A 14,628-nucleotide genomic window follows, 5' to 3' on the forward strand; every position below is an offset into this window, starting at 1 on the left:
TATTGAAAAATTTCCTTTTATCATCACAACCTCCCCACATTATCTTAAAATCACAATGCAATCAAATTGATTGGTTATGGGTTATCATGATGTCTTAGTACTACAGATAAACGATCTAATACACCATTAATGAATTTATAGCTATCTTCTTTTGCATATCCTTTAGCTAATTCTATACTTTCATTAATAATAACAGGAAAAGGTGTTTCTGGTAATGTCTTTAGTTCATGGCAGGCGATCAATAAAATTGCTTTCTCAACCGCATTCACTCCATCCCAACTTCTATCCAAGTAGGGAGTAAGTTCAATTTCATAAGTATCTATCATGGGATAAATACCTAAAAATAAGGTATCAAAGAAATTTTCATCGACTTTAGGCTTTTTATCCTGCAAAGCATTTAAAAATGCATCGGTTTCTTTAATGTTCCTCAATAACTCTTGTGCCAAGTACTCGGGATTTAAAATTAATTGATAAAGTGCTTGTAGCACAAACTCTCGTGAACGGCGTCTAGGCGTTCTCATACTATTATATTCCTCAGTAATTATTTCTTATATTTTCTTAAATTTTTAATGTGATTAGCCATTTCAACAGCAACATCAGCAGCCTCTAATCCTCTTATTTTTGCCCTTACAATAGCTTGTTCATCATTTTCTGTAGTCAAAACCATATTTACAATTGGCACATTAAAATCAAGTGATACACGTGAAATACCTCGTGCTGAAATATCAGATACCAATTCAAAGTGATATGTTTCCCCTCTAATAACAACACCTAATGCAATCATAGCGTCAAAATTATCACTCATTAACAAATTCTGTAGCGCGATAGGAATCTCTAGTGCACCTGGTACTGTAACTAAAATAATATTATTTTCTTTAACCTCTCGCTTAACTAATTTCTTAACACAAGCATTTAATAATTCCTCACCAATTCCATTTGAAAACCTAGATTGGACAATACCTATCTTTAAACCTTTGCCCTTTAATTGGACTGGATGTGTCTTCATCTCTTCCTACTCCATTATATAACCTAGATGTATTATACGTATTTTTATGATAATAAAACTACATTTATATCATATTGGACTTGATTTTAATAAAAATACCCATATTTATGGAAAATCGATAATTAAAGATATATGAGCCATGAATAATAAAAATTTTTATGATGTATTAGGTGTGAGTAAAACGGCTTCTCAAGAGGAAATTACCAAAGCATTCCGTAAATTAGCTATGAAATATCATCCTGATAGAAATCCCGACAATAAAGCAGCGGAGGAAAAATTTAAAGAAATTCAAAAGGCTTATGCTGTTTTATCTGATCCAACAAAAAGAAAACAGTACGATCAGTTTGGAGAAGCTGGTTTTGGTCCTAATATGGGCGGTTTTAGCAGTAGTGATGCATTTGATTTTAGTGATATCTTTAGTCAAATGTTTGGAGGTGGTGTTGGCGGAAACAGAGGCCGAAACCAGCAGCCTCAAGCATATCAAGGACAAGATCTACAATATGATATTCGAATCACCCTTAAAGAAGCTGCAGAAGGAGTGAAAAAAACAATTTCAGTCCCTACTGAACAAGAATGTGATGTATGTCATGGAACTGGAGCCAAACCAGGAAGCAAGATAGACACTTGTCCTACCTGCCAAGGATCAGGCACAATTAATGTGAGACAAGCTATTTTCCAATTCCAACAAACCTGTCCAAACTGTCATGGAACAGGAAAAATTATTAAGGAGCACTGTATTAAATGTAGAGGGAAGGGAAGAGTCAAAACTACTAAAACACTGGAAGTTTCTATTCCCGCAGGCATAGATGAAGGTCAATGTATTCGTTTAAACGGACAAGGTGATGCAGGTATTAATGGGGGGCCTAATGGTGACTTATACGTGAGGGTACATATTGAACCTGATTCTTTCTTTACTAGAGATGGTTCTAATCTACATTGCGAAGTGCCTGTCACCTTTCCTTTAGCTGCTTTAGGTGGAGAAGTAGATGTTCCTACTTTAAATGGGAAAATTAAACTGAAAATACCTAAAGGTACTCAAAACGGTAAAATACTCCGTTTAAAAGGTAAAGGCATTAAATCTATCAGAGGAATTGGCACAGGCGATTTACATTGTCATATATTTGTCGAAACACCTGTTAATCTTACAGATAAGCAAGAAGAAATCTTAAAAAAATTTGATGATGTATCAAATAGTCTCCCTTACTCTCAAACACCTAAGCAAAAAAGTTTTTTTGACAAATTAAAAAGTTTATTTAATTAAATAAAAAAACCTGCGAATGCAGGTTTTTTTTATTGGTTACTCTTTGTCTAAAGGTTTTACTTGAGCAGATAAAATAATTATTTTTTTATCTGGTTTTTCTAACGAATATAACCAATGATTGCTTTCATTATGTGTCACAAATAGTCCGGCACTACCAGGAACCAAAAAAGGCTTGCCAAACTGAACATTATAGGTACATGATGATGGTAATTGTGCTTCACTGGAGGATAAAATTCTTGCCATCATCCAACTCCCATGTGCAATTATTTGTGGAAAACCAAAAATTTTTGCAGTAATAGGTGACATATGGATAGGATTCCTATCACCAGAGATAGAAGCATACTTACGAATGATATCAACTGTAGCTTTGATCGTTTCTTGGCTAGTAATATTTGATTTATCAAATGGTTCGGAAAACTCCCTAGACATACTGCTTAAGGACGTTTTTTGTTTATGTAACATAGTACTTACTTGTGACCAAACCAATTCAGAGCCTACATATACCTCTGTAACTACATCTATTAATAATCCTGCACGATGTTCTCTTATTTTTTCAGTATGTACATAAATATCTACAACCGCATCCGTTGCTACTTCTTTATATCGATTGATGGTATTGTATAAATGAACCAATCCCACTGGTGTGTAAGGAAAATCAGGTTCTGTTAATAATTTAATTACCATTGGAAAAGCTACTGAGTACAGATAAGTCAGTGGTAAAATTTTGCTATTTGCCAATTGTGTGTTATCTGTGTACTTCTTAACTTCTTCTGGACTGAGTTGGTAATTTCTCAAAATCAATCTTTTTACAGGAAGATTTGGTAAGACACTCCCAATATGTTTAACTATCAAAGATTTATTTATCATTTGGCCTGCTGCCTTTAAATAGCCCTTAGTCAAAGAAGGTAAACTATCTAACTCAACATCTTTATACATCAACATATTACACTCCTCACTTAATGTATAGAAAATTTTTCTCTCAAAAAAAATGCTTTGGATACTATACCACATCTGAATTTAGAATTTACTCGATACAAAATTTTAGAAAAGTTTTTATAAATATTGCTTTTTTTATCAAAATCCATTATCTTTAGAACAATAGAGTTAAAATTCTATTAAAAAGTAATAACAAATTTATGAAATAACAACAAATCTAATGAAAATAACAACAAATTTAATGGAAAAAATATGGAATTGTTAATTTAATTTATTAAAATCAGCAATGATCGACTAACTGCTATTCATTTGTTAACTGTGTAACACACGAGAAAAGAATTGAGACATTTATGATTAGAATTGTTTTTGTATTAGGTTTGGCTTTATTTGCTTTATTTTTTGGTGCTGGCAATTTAATTTTTCCTATCAAGCTAGGATGGCAAAGTGGCTCTTCATTTTATCCGGCAGTCATTGGTTTTTTAATCACCGGTGTTGGTATACCTTTACTCGGTTTGATTGCCAGTTCGACCTCCCCTGGTGGTATTCCTGAAATACTGGATAAGAAGGTCAGTAAATGGTTTTCTTTCTTGCTCATCACAAGTATTTATTTAACCATTGGTCCCCTATTCGCCATCCCCAGAACTGCTACTACTTCTTATACTATTGGTGTTGCTCCACACCTTCAGGCTGATTCTAATATTTACTTACTAGTATTTAGTGTTATCTACTTTTTAATTGTGTTAATTTTCAGTTTAAAGCCATCTGAGATGGTAGAAAGAATTGGTCGCTTTTTAACCCCTGCTTTACTACTGGTTATCGGCATACTATGTACAGTGGCTTTTTTCAAACTAAACACAACTGTCACCGAGCTACAAGGTTCAGCCACAGCCTACCGCAACCCTTTTACAGAAGGATTTACTCAGGGTTATCTAACCATGGATGCTATTGCCTCTGTTACTTTTTCCATTATTTCCCTAACTGTACTCAGAGCTGCAGGAATTACTGAAAAAAGTAAAATACTCAAATACTCTTCTTTAGCAGCTTTGGTTTCAGGGATTTGTTTAGTTATTGTTTACATTGGTCTGGGTTGGATTGGTAATCATTACCCATTGAGTACTGAACAATTAAACTGGATCACCCAAAATGAGATGCATGAAGGTGCTTACATCCTAGCTAACGCATCCAACACTCTTTTGAATACTCTCGGACCCATTGTAGTATCACTCATAGTAACTTTAGCTTGCCTTACTACTGCCATTGGTCTGACAGTAGCTATCTCAAGCTTCTTCGCCAATTTGCTTGGTTCCTATATCCCGAAGTTAAACTATAATTTCTGTGTTTACTTTTTTACGCTAACTAGCCTTATTTTATCCAATCAAGGTTTAAATCAAGTTATTAGTGCATCGATACCTATTTTAAATATTCTATACCCTATTACGATTCTGATTATTTTTATAGTTCTTTTTAATGAAGTTATCCACATTCCTAAAATTGCGTTTCAAATTACTGTAATTACAACATCTCTAATCAGTATTAGTAATGTACTTTTCCAAAATATGTCAAAACAAATTTTTACTCCGTTTTATAACGCTTTGGGAATCCCCATCAGTGACTTAACATTTAGCTGGATTATTCCTGCGATAATAACACTTATTATTGGTTATTTAATAGCTTATATCCGCAGAGGAACTGATGAGTAAATATTTGTTGGTCAACAGGGGTGGAAACACTAGGTATCGTACTAACTGATCGATATAGTTGTGATACCATTGCAAGGGTTTGGTGTTGTAAACTCTCTAGAAGTTACTGTTTCTCCTAATTCTAGGAGTCCATATGGAGTATCCCAAATAAATTTACCTTATAGGAGTTATCAGAAAATGGCTCAAGGCTCACCTAAAGGCACCTATGTCCTGAAATTCACCAATTGGTAATGATCACTTCACATGGCTACTCCTGTTCATGATTTTTGTTCAGAATATGGCTTTGCTATCCTATAAAAGCATGTAACAAAACAGATTACAGTACATTAAGCAAAATATATTGATCCAACCCAATTCAAATAACAAGACCATAACTAAACCATTAACTATTTTATTATCAACCAAATTTACTCAAGATAATAAACTGGTGCAATATTTTGGTTTTTTTTCAAAAAAAAGTTAGAATGTGAATAATATCTATCAGTCACTATGAATTATGCTTACCTATAGTTCACCTGAAAAAAAAATCTTACCTAAGTCGTATGAAAAGCCATGGCTACTAATATTACTGACTCTTATTTGGTTATGGGCAGGGATTATAGGTAGAGACTTATGGGGGGAAGAAGGCTATCTTTACGCTTATATTAATTCTATGATAGAAACCCAACGTTGGTTATTACCGAATATTTATGGGGTGCCCTATATATCTAGTTCTCCTTTCTACCTGTGGCTAGGTGGCATCTCAAAACTTTCTTTGACTTCAATAGGAATTCCTGAGTATATCAGTGTTAGATTTCTAACCTTAGTGATGATATCCACTAGTTTATTAGTTTTAGGTATTGCTACTAAAAATTTTCTTGGCCATCGCTACAGTCGGGTTACCCCTTTAATGACTATTGGTTGTGTCGGTATTATATTATTTAGTCACAATATTAGCCAACTACCGTTACTATTCTTTTCTCTAAATCTATATAGTTATGCCTTAAGTCAATACAAGGCCAACAAAATATTCCGTACAGGATTATTAATTTCCTTAAGCTGGATGGTAGCTTTTTATATACAAAACCTTCCTCCAGTACTGTTATTAATGTTCATTTCAATCTGTTTAACCCTACATCCTGGATGGCGAAACCGACAATATTATCTAGTTCTACTTGTAAGTATTTTCATATTTTTACCTTTAGCCGCTCTATGGCCTAGTGCCTTGTATATTGTCTATCCTACATATTTTGATATGTGGCTAGATTTATATTCATTGGGTGTTTATGGTGGCTTTTCATTACCTAAATTTTCACTACCAACTTGGTATTACTTTAAAAATATCATTTGGTATACATTTCCGGCATTTCCATTGGCGGTATGGGCGATTATTAAACTAAAACAAGAAAGCTATAAAAATCCTATTTATTTTTTCTTTTCACTGTGGATTGCTTTAGGATTTATTTTCCTACTATTTCAAAGTGATCCTGAAAATAATCAATTAATTTTAATTATTCCCCCTTTGGTTTTTTTAGCAACTTCTCAAATCGATACTTTAAAAAGAGAGTTTGCTGCTTTTTTAAATTGGTTGGGTATCACCACTTTTGGGCTACTAGCATTATTTATTTGGGCTGAATATATTGCAATTAATCTGAATCTATCTAATGAATTATATGCTCGTTCTACTTACTTTAACCCTCTATATCAACCTCATATTTCTATTATGGTTATCTTAATTGCTTTAACTTTCACACCTATTTGGTTATATTCAGTTAATAGAAAACATATAGAAGGCAGACAAGCTGTTACTAACTGGGCAACAGGTGTTACTTTTATTTGGCTTTTGATGATGACTTTATTTTTGTCATGGTTAGACACTTCCAAAAGTCCTCGTCCTTTAATCACTGAACTGGAAAATATGATTCCTGAAACAACACTAAACAAATTCAATAAACTACAAGTATGTGCCAATAGTGATGATTTGAAGACGTTAATCAGTTGGAATGAATATAGTCAATTTAAAATCCAGTCCTCAATTAATAAACCTCTTAATTTTTGTCAATATCGTATATTGCTCAGCACTGAACAAGAATTTACCGCTAAATATCCTCAAGTTAGAACCACTTGGCACGCTACGCGACAACGCAAGAAAAATAACATTTTTATTCTATGGGAATAAATTAAAAGTGGCTCACCAGGTCAAAATTATGAGATAGGCAAAACAAATCTTTTCCTAATCTCATAACGCCACAGATGTTAAAACATCCAAGGAAATTGTTGTTTACGTTTATCTTCAAATGCCTTAATTTTATCACTATTTTGCAAAGTTAACCCAATCTCATCCAACCCATTTAATAGACAATATTTTCTGTGTTCTGTAATATCAAAATTAAAAACTTGACCACTTGGAGTAATAACAGTTTGCTCTTGTAAAGAAATTAATAAACAATAACCAACATTATTTTCAACTTCACAAAATAATATATCAACTTCTTTTTCTGACAAAATAATAGGCAATAAACCATTCTTATAACAATTATTAAAGAATATATCAGCAAAACTAGGCGCAATAATCGCTCTGAATCCATATTCTTCTAAAGCCCAAGGTGCATGTTCACGACTAGAACCACAACCAAAATTCCTACGTGTTAATAAAATCTCTGCACCTTGATAACGAGGCTTATTCAAAGGGAAATCGGGGTTTAAAGGCCGTGTACTATTATCCATTGCTATATCCCCACGATCTAAATAACGCCAAGCATCAAAGCAATTGTCCCCATAACCTGTACGCTTAATCGATCTTAGAAACTGTTTTGGAATGATGGCATCAGTATCTACATTCACCCTATCTAAGGGAGCTACCAATCCTTTTAGTTCTTGGAATACTTTCATATCTCTCTTATCCTTAGTCTTAAAATTATCTTACAGCTTCCTATGATCAATAAAATGACCAACAATTGCAGCTGCAGCAGCCATCTGAGGACTAACTAAATGTGTTCTGCTTAATGCGCCTTGTCTACCTTCAAAGTTCCGATTAGAGGTCGAAGCACAGCGTTCTTTAGGTCCTACCTTATCATCATTCATCGCCAAACACATAGAACATCCTGGTTCTCTCCATTCAAACCCTGCTTCCTTAAAAATCTTATCTAACCCTTCCTTTTCTGCTTCTTCTTTAACCAGGCCTGATCCGGGGACAATTAAAACACGCTTGACAGAATCAGCTTTACTCTTACCTTTAACTACTTCTGCTACTGATCTTAAATCTTCAATTCGACTATTAGTACAAGAACCAATAAATACTACATCAACTGCCAATTCTGTAATGGGTGTATTAGGTTCTATCCCCATATATTCATAGGCTCGTTCATAACTCTTCTTTTTGACGGGATCGGTAATATTTTCCAAACCAGGGATTGTTTCATCAATAGCAATCACCATTTCAGGAGAGGTTCCCCACGTTACTTGCGGTTTTATATCCCTAGCATCAAAAGTATAAACCTTATCAAAATATGCACCTTCATCTGACACTAAAGTTTTCCAATACATGACTGCCTTATCCCAGTCTTCTCCCTTAGGGACAAAGGGTCTACCTTTTAAATAATTCAAGGTAATATCATCAACAGCAACCATACCCGAACGAGCACCCGCTTCAATCGCAAGATTACACAAAGTCATTCGACCCTCTATACTTAAACCTCGAATGACCTCACCAGTAAATTCAATTGCATAACCAGTACCACCAGCAGTTCCAATCTGACCAATGATATATAAAGCAACATCTTTTGCTGTCACTCCCTCTTCTAAATGGCCATTAACTTCTATTTTCATATTGTTAGACTTCTTTGCCACAAGACATTGTGTGGCCATAACATGCTCTACCTCAGAAGTACCAATACCATGCGCTAAAGTTGCTAAAGCACCATGTGTAGAAGTATGCGAATCACCACACACAACAGTCATCCCAGGCAATGTACCTCCCTCTTCGGGACCTACTACGTGTACAATACCTTGGCGCTTATCCAAAATAAAAGGAAAATAATTTTTAATCTTAAATGCTTTAACATTTTCATCCAAAGTATCAACTTGTAGCTTAGAAATAGGATCGAGAATCCCCTTATCCCAATTGTGGGTTGGTGTATTATGATCTGCAGTAGAAATAATGCTAGATGCTCTCCATAATCGACGATTAGCCAGCTTCAGTCCCTCAAAAGCCTGAGGAGAGGTAACCTCGTGCACCAAATGACGATCGATATATAACAAAACAGTCCCATCATCTTCTTGTTTAACAACATGACTATCCCATAATTTATCATATAGTGTTTTTGCGCTCATTATTATTCCTAATTTTATTTTTTTAAATCACATAATCGACTGCAACTTCATGTATACACTTATCTATTCGCTCCTTGGTTAATTCTGGATTTAATATATTAATTAAATCATAGATATAACCTCTAATATACTGATTTTTTCTCATGATAATTCTTGTTTCCACTTCAGAAAATAGGTGTGATACCGAAACTACTTCTAAACTTTCATCTAATGTTTCTAGATCAACCGCCATAGACTCTATCAATCCAATGCCAAGACCCATTTTAACATAGGTCTTAATCACATCCGCATCAAATGATGATAGAGCCACATTAGGTAAATCTAATCCTGCCTTCTGAAACATTCTGACTACTGTTTCTTGATTCACGAAACTATAATCATAAGTAATTAATGGGTATTTTAATAGATCCTCTAATTCGATCTCATGCTTATCAGCTAACTGATGATCAACTGGCATAATTAATTGATAAGACCATGTATTGTATGGCAGATAAACCAACTCAGGATTAAAGTATAAATCTTGATTAATAACACCGAAGTCAACTTCATATTCCGCGACTAAACGAGCTACCTCCACAGAATTAGTTGGTAAAACTGAAACTCTTATATCTGGGTAACTTTGCTTAAAAGCATACATCTTCTTGGGTAACTCATAACGCATAAATCCATATACACCAGCTAAATTAATTTCACCACAGTTTTTATTAGAAAGTTCATCTCCTATTCTTTTAATATTTTCCGCTTCTCTCAATACTCTCTCTGCTGTTTGTAAAATCAATTGTCCTGGTTCTGTCACCGCAGTAATCCTTTTACCTTGTCGGACAAAAATTTGTATACCTAGCTCATTTTCTAATAATTTAATTTGTTTAGAAATACCTGGCTGTGAAGTAAATAAAACTTGAGCTGCATCTGATACGTTTAAATTTTGTTTGTACACTTCCAGTACATATCTTAGTTGTTGTAGTGTCATAAAATCTAGATATTCTAAAAAATATAATATTTGACTAGAAGAATCATTATAATCAATTAATCCCATGTTTCAAAATCTATATTTCAATGGTAATGCATTATGAATAATCTAGAAAATGAATTTATACAAACTGAGTCACAAAAAACAATTGATATAATCACCTCCCATGCAGATTGGATGTCTATTAAGAAAAATATCACTAATATTTTAAATAGTGAAGCACATATCGCTTATTGTGAGGAGCATCAAGGGAAAATGTATCATTTATTACAAAATCATGAATACCCCAAAGGTGTATATAGATGCTGTAGTGTGAAAGATTATAGAGCTGGCCTCCCTAATTGGGAATTGATATTTAATGTTGCTGATTTTGATGAAATATTAAATGATGATATTTACCTTGAAGCGTATATGCATTTTGTTGAAAACCCAAATTTAATATTGCTAGTACTAAGTAGTAAAGGTCAAGATATGCACTATACACTTGAATTTAATATATCCAAAAAAAATATTGTTACTGATGGTTTTAATTTTCCCCTTTCCAAATCATTTGTACAGTGGAGAGATGAAAATAGTGTTTGGCTTAATCCCGCATGGGAAGAGAATCAAATAACTTCTAGTGGATATTCTAGACAAGTTTATCTATTAAAACGTGGTCAAAATTTATCCGAGGCAACACTTGTTTTTGAAGGTCAACAAGACGATATATTCATAGAAGCGTGGCGCTATTTAGATGTACACAGCACCCCATTAGATGTTATCAAACAATCTCATTATTTTTCTCATTTTTCTTACTATATCATTCAAGAAAATTTGCAAATTCTACCACTATCATTACCCAAAAGTTGCCATATTTGTGGTTATCTCAATAGTTATTTATTAATACATCTAAAACAAGACTGGGTTAAATCTAAAGAAACTTATTTATCAGGAAGCGTGTTAGCTATCAAACTACAAAAGGGGAAATTAAAAACTATTATTCCTATATTCATACCACAAGAGCATCAGGTAGTGGAATCAATAGAAACTAGTAAAGATTATATTTTTATTCATTATTTAGATAATATTTACAGTAAGGCATATGTAACACTATTTAAAAATGGTGATTTAAAACCCATCAACTTTCCAGAATTAGGCACTATTAACTTTGAATTAATCGACCAACCATGGCGCAGTAATATATTTTACATTGCTGCTAATGATTTAACTCATGAACCTACTCTTTATGCTTGGGATGCGAAACGAGAAGAATTAAGTATATTAAGACAACAAAAATCTCTTTTTAATACAAATAATATATCTATTCATCAATATTTTGCCTCATCTGAAGACAATACCCAAATTCCTTATTTTTGGTGTGGTACCAACCTAACGCATGAAACGCCTACTTTAATTTATTGCTATGGTGGTTTTTCTGTCAATGAACTACCCCATTACATGCCTGTTATTGGTAAACTTTGGTTAGAAAAAGGATTTTCATTTGTCATTGCCAATATACGTGGTGGAGCAGAATTAGGAGAATACTGGCATCAAGAAGCTGTACGAGAAAATAAATATAAAAGTATTGAGGATTTAATTGCTGTTATACAAGATTTACAAAAAAATAAAAGAACATCTCCTGCAATGACTGCAATACAAGGTGCTAGTAATGGAGGTTTAATTGTTGCAAATGCCATGACTGATGTACCTGATTTATTAAAAACTGTTTTATGTGAGGTGCCTATTATTGACATGCAAAATTACACAAAATACGGTAGTGGCTATTTGTGGAAATCTGAATATGGCGACCCTAATGATCCGAAAATAATTCCCTATTTAGAAAAAATTAATGTATTAAATAAAATTTCTGATAAGATACGATACCCTGAATTATTTATTACGACAAGTTTAAGTGATGACAGAGTCAGTCCGAAACATGCCCTTTTATTACACAAAAAGATGCTGAATATGGGACATACTAGTAGTCATCTGATAAGTTACCATCAAGGAGGCCATGAATCCTTAAACGCTCAAGATGAATATATTCAAGAATTAGCCTATCTGTGGTTTTTTCTATATAATGCAATGGGTCTAAATTTCGAGACCATGAAGTCATAACCAATAAAAAACTTAACACTAAAAATTTTTATGAGCAATATTTCAACCCCTCTTACGAATTCCCATGATACGATCACATTAGCAGAATATGCCGAAAAAGCATACCTAGAATATGCCATGAGTGTGATTAAGGGTAGAGCGATTCCTAGTATTTCTGATGGACAAAAACCAGTACAACGACGTATCTTATTTTCTATGTATGAAATGGGTTTAAGCAATCAAGCTAAACCTGTTAAATCTGCTCGTGTCGTCGGTGATGTGATTGGTAAATATCACCCTCATGGAGACACTTCCGCCTATGACGCCATGGTCAGAATGGCACAAGGGTTTACTCTACGCTACCCATTAGTAGACGGAGTCGGTAATTATGGCTCTCGGGATGGTGATGGTGCTGCAGCCATGCGTTATACAGAAGCAAGGCTAATGCCTATCTCAGAACTACTCTTGGCAGAAATTAATTTGGGTACAGTAGATTTTAAACCCAATTATGACGGGGTTAACCAAGAACCAATAGACTTACCCAGTAGACTTCCCATAATACTTTTAAATGGAGCTTCTGGAATTGCAGTGGGTCTTGCTACAGAAATACCTTCTCATAATTTAAAAGAAGTTGCTCAAGCAACTGTAGCACTTATCAAAAACCCAAATCTTTCTACCAAAGATTTAATGCAATACATTATGGGGCCAGATTTTGCTACAGGTGGACATATCATTAATTCATCAGAGGAATTACTCAACATCTATACAACTGGAAAAGGCAGTGTTCGAGTTCGTGCAAAATATAGTGTAGAAAAACTAGCTAGGGGTCAGTGGCGTATCATTGTAAATGAAATCCCTCAAACTACTTCCACACAAAAAATCCTAGCCCAAATTGAAAGTCAAACGAATCCTAAACCTAAAGGAGGAAAAAAACAACTTACTCAAGAACAAAATAATACCAAATCACTCATACTGTCTATCTTAGACAGAGTAAGAGATGAATCTGATGGTGAACAACCTATCCGTTTGGTATTCGAACCTAAATATAGTCGCCAAGATCCGAAAGAATTTATCAATACCTTAATGGCACAAACAGACCTAGAATTAAACATTCCTATCAATCTCATCATGATTGGTTTAGATGGAAGACCTCAGCAAAAATCACTCAAGAATATACTGGAAGAATGGATTATCTTTAGAAAGACTTGTGTAACAAGGCGCTTACAACATCGCTTAACCCAAGTTGAAAAAAGAATGCATATTCTAGAGGGGCGTATGACCGTATTTGTCCATATTGATGAGGTTATTACCATTATCCGAGAATCAAATGACCCCAAACAAGAATTAATATCTCATTTCAAGCTTACGCAAATACAAGCAGAAGACATTCTTGAAATTCGATTAAGGCAGTTAGCAAAACTTGAGTGGCTTAAACTTGAAAATGAACTCAATAAATTGAAAGAAGAGGCTCAAGAGCTAATGTATTTATTGAATAATGAAGATGCAAAAAAGAAATTGATTATTAAAGAAATTCAATCTGATAGTAAAAAATTTGGTGATGAAAGAAGAACTAAAATTGAAGAAACTGAACGTTCTTTATTAAATCAAACAACGGCTGATGAACCGATTACTTTAATTCTATCAAAAGAGGGCTGGATGCGTTCCAGAGTTGGACATCACTTAGATTTAAGTACTACTACTTTCAAAGAAAAAGACGAGCTCCAGCAAATCTTAGAGGCAAGAACTATTTCCCCCATTACATTATTAGATACCACTGGTCAATCTTACACAATTGATGCATCTCAAATTCCTAGTGGTCGGGGTGATGGAATTCCTATTGCCACACTAATTGATATCAATCCTAAAGCTAAAATTATCGGTATGTTAACGGGAGAACCTGAGCAAAAAGTGTTATTAACTAGTTCGGATGGATATGGATTTATTACCAACTTGAAACACATGATGACTAAAATGAGAACAGGAAAAAATATTATTACTGTTACAAAAAATCACCAAGCCCTACCTCCTATTCTGCTGAATCATGATGATCTAAAAAATGCTATTTTGATTGCTGTAAGTAATGAAACCAGATTAATCGCTTTCCATTTAAATGAAATAAAATTTTTAAATAAAGGTCGAGGACTACAAATTATGTCACTATCAACCCACTATCGATTACAACACGTAATGGTGACTACTCAGGAAAAATATCATTTACATATCCGCAATCAAAAAAACACTTCAATAGAAACTTATCATATATCCGATATACTAACTAATAGAGGGAAAAAGGGGAAAGCATATAAATCAACCAACCCTATTATTGGTATTTCCTAAAATAGGTATAATTTTATTTGAATAAAGATTC

11 protein-coding genes are annotated in these 14,628 nt (G+C 33.8%); 5 read left to right on the forward strand and 6 right to left on the reverse strand.

Annotated elements, in window-relative coordinates; translation table 11 throughout:
- Positions 1-74 precede the first annotated feature (74 nt).
- On the reverse strand, positions 75-521 hold the full coding sequence (gene nusB, locus GKC53_03200; GenBank protein QRN41148.1) for a transcription antitermination factor NusB: 447 nt from the start codon (positions 519-521) through the stop codon (positions 75-77).
- Positions 522-541: 20 nt separating this feature from the next.
- Complete coding sequence (locus GKC53_03205; protein ID QRN41149.1) at positions 542-1,006, reverse strand: 6,7-dimethyl-8-ribityllumazine synthase; 465 nt, start codon at positions 1,004-1,006, stop codon at positions 542-544.
- A 139-nt stretch (positions 1,007-1,145) separates the two neighbouring features.
- Here GKC53_03205 and dnaJ point away from each other — a divergent pair, with 139 nt between their 5' ends.
- Entirely contained in the window at positions 1,146-2,267 is a 1,122-nt protein-coding gene (gene dnaJ, locus GKC53_03210; protein ID QRN41150.1) for a molecular chaperone DnaJ, read from the forward strand.
- 36 nt (positions 2,268-2,303) lie between these two features.
- On the opposite strand, the gene GKC53_03215 is transcribed toward dnaJ, so the two are convergent.
- Positions 2,304-3,278 carry a dehydratase gene (locus GKC53_03215; protein QRN41151.1) on the reverse strand — a complete coding sequence of 325 codons (975 nt, stop codon included), beginning with the start codon at positions 3,276-3,278 and terminating at the stop codon, positions 2,304-2,306.
- Positions 3,279-3,553: 275 nt separating this feature from the next.
- Between GKC53_03215 and brnQ the strand changes: the two genes are divergently transcribed.
- Both brnQ and GKC53_03225 read left to right on the forward strand, forming a co-directional pair.
- A complete protein-coding gene (gene brnQ, locus GKC53_03220; protein ID QRN41152.1) occupies positions 3,554-4,903 on the forward strand; it encodes a branched-chain amino acid transport system II carrier protein in 1,350 nt (449 codons plus the stop codon).
- A 496-nt stretch (positions 4,904-5,399) separates the two neighbouring features.
- Complete coding sequence (locus tag GKC53_03225) at positions 5,400-7,061, forward strand: hypothetical protein (GenBank protein QRN41153.1); 1,662 nt, start codon at positions 5,400-5,402, stop codon at positions 7,059-7,061.
- A gap of 77 nt (positions 7,062-7,138) precedes the next feature.
- Here the strand turns inward: GKC53_03225 and leuD are convergent, their stop codons facing one another.
- The 3 genes from leuD to GKC53_03240 are packed head-to-tail and all read right to left on the reverse strand — an operon-like array spanning position 7,139 to position 10,250.
- Positions 7,139-7,774, reverse strand: a complete 636-nt coding sequence (leuD, locus tag GKC53_03230; GenBank protein QRN41154.1) for a 3-isopropylmalate dehydratase small subunit — start codon at positions 7,772-7,774, stop codon at positions 7,139-7,141.
- A gap of 30 nt (positions 7,775-7,804) precedes the next feature.
- Positions 7,805-9,214 carry a 3-isopropylmalate dehydratase large subunit gene (leuC, locus tag GKC53_03235; GenBank protein ID QRN41155.1) on the reverse strand — a complete coding sequence of 470 codons (1,410 nt, stop codon included), beginning with the start codon at positions 9,212-9,214 and terminating at the stop codon, positions 7,805-7,807.
- A 22-nt stretch (positions 9,215-9,236) separates the two neighbouring features.
- Positions 9,237-10,250: a LysR family transcriptional regulator gene (locus GKC53_03240; GenBank protein QRN41156.1), complete on the reverse strand. Its 1,014-nt coding sequence runs from the start codon at positions 10,248-10,250 to the stop codon at positions 9,237-9,239.
- 33 nt (positions 10,251-10,283) lie between these two features.
- On the opposite strand from GKC53_03240, the gene GKC53_03245 reads away from it, so the two are divergent.
- Together GKC53_03245 and parC are read left to right on the forward strand one after the other, a co-directional pair.
- The gene (locus GKC53_03245; protein QRN41157.1) at positions 10,284-12,281 is read left to right on the forward strand and encodes a prolyl oligopeptidase family serine peptidase; all 1,998 of its coding nucleotides are present in this window, start codon (positions 10,284-10,286) and stop codon (positions 12,279-12,281) included.
- A 30-nt stretch (positions 12,282-12,311) separates the two neighbouring features.
- Positions 12,312-14,597: a DNA topoisomerase IV subunit A gene (gene parC, locus GKC53_03250; protein ID QRN41158.1), complete on the forward strand. Its 2,286-nt coding sequence runs from the start codon at positions 12,312-12,314 to the stop codon at positions 14,595-14,597.
- Positions 14,598-14,628 lie beyond the last annotated feature (31 nt).

The organism is Neisseriaceae bacterium (assembly GCA_016864895.1).
Classification (GTDB): domain Bacteria; phylum Pseudomonadota; class Gammaproteobacteria; order Burkholderiales; family Neisseriaceae; genus QFNR01.

Coding starts and splice junctions, on each gene's coding strand:
- nusB (QRN41148.1), bottom strand. CDS start 521: ATGAGAACGCCTAGACGCCGTTCACGAGAGTTTGTGCTACAAGCACTT.
- GKC53_03205 (QRN41149.1), bottom strand. CDS start 1,006: ATGAAGACACATCCAGTCCAATTAAAGGGCAAAGGTTTAAAGATAGGT.
- dnaJ (QRN41150.1), top strand. CDS start 1,146: ATGAATAATAAAAATTTTTATGATGTATTAGGTGTGAGTAAAACGGCT.
- GKC53_03215 (QRN41151.1), bottom strand. CDS start 3,278: ATGTGGTATAGTATCCAAAGCATTTTTTTTGAGAGAAAAATTTTCTAT.
- brnQ (QRN41152.1), top strand. CDS start 3,554: ATGATTAGAATTGTTTTTGTATTAGGTTTGGCTTTATTTGCTTTATTT.
- GKC53_03225 (QRN41153.1), top strand. CDS start 5,400: ATGCTTACCTATAGTTCACCTGAAAAAAAAATCTTACCTAAGTCGTAT.
- leuD (QRN41154.1), bottom strand. CDS start 7,774: ATGAAAGTATTCCAAGAACTAAAAGGATTGGTAGCTCCCTTAGATAGG.
- leuC (QRN41155.1), bottom strand. CDS start 9,214: ATGAGCGCAAAAACACTATATGATAAATTATGGGATAGTCATGTTGTT.
- GKC53_03240 (QRN41156.1), bottom strand. CDS start 10,250: ATGGGATTAATTGATTATAATGATTCTTCTAGTCAAATATTATATTTT.
- GKC53_03245 (QRN41157.1), top strand. CDS start 10,284: ATGAATAATCTAGAAAATGAATTTATACAAACTGAGTCACAAAAAACA.
- parC (QRN41158.1), top strand. CDS start 12,312: ATGAGCAATATTTCAACCCCTCTTACGAATTCCCATGATACGATCACA.